Genomic DNA, 283 nt, shown 5'->3' with positions numbered 1-283 from the left:
CGCAGCCGCCCGCATGGCACAAAGACCTTGGAAATTGCGTATCGATCCGCGCCGCAGCCGCCGCAATGCTCTACAATGTGCCAGTTGAAGCCTATCTTATGTTGTGCACCAATCCTTACGATTTCATGCTACGCGTCAAAGTCGGGCGCGCTGACGAATTGTTGCACGGTGGTCAACCCGTGCAGAAAACCAGCCGGTACTATGTCGCAAAGAATGGCGTGCCGTTGGTGAAAAATCAGCCCGCCCGCTAAAGGCGCACAGGTTGGCGGCTATCGCCGGGCAA

1 protein-coding gene is annotated in these 283 nt (G+C 56.9%); it reads left to right on the top strand.

All coding sequences use genetic code 11. The features are described 5' to 3' along the window. Window positions 1-251, top strand: a 251-nt coding sequence (locus tag RMT89_RS42425) for a hypothetical protein (protein WP_315889098.1), incomplete at its 5' end; no start/stop codon positions are given. Between the last annotated feature and the right edge of the window lie 32 nt (window positions 252-283).

Origin of the sequence: Streptomyces sp. P17 (assembly GCF_032436805.1) — a bacterium.
In the GTDB taxonomy this organism is placed as follows: domain Bacteria; phylum Actinomycetota; class Actinomycetes; order Streptomycetales; family Streptomycetaceae; genus Streptomyces.
This window is presented reverse-complemented; position numbering and strand designations above follow the sequence as displayed.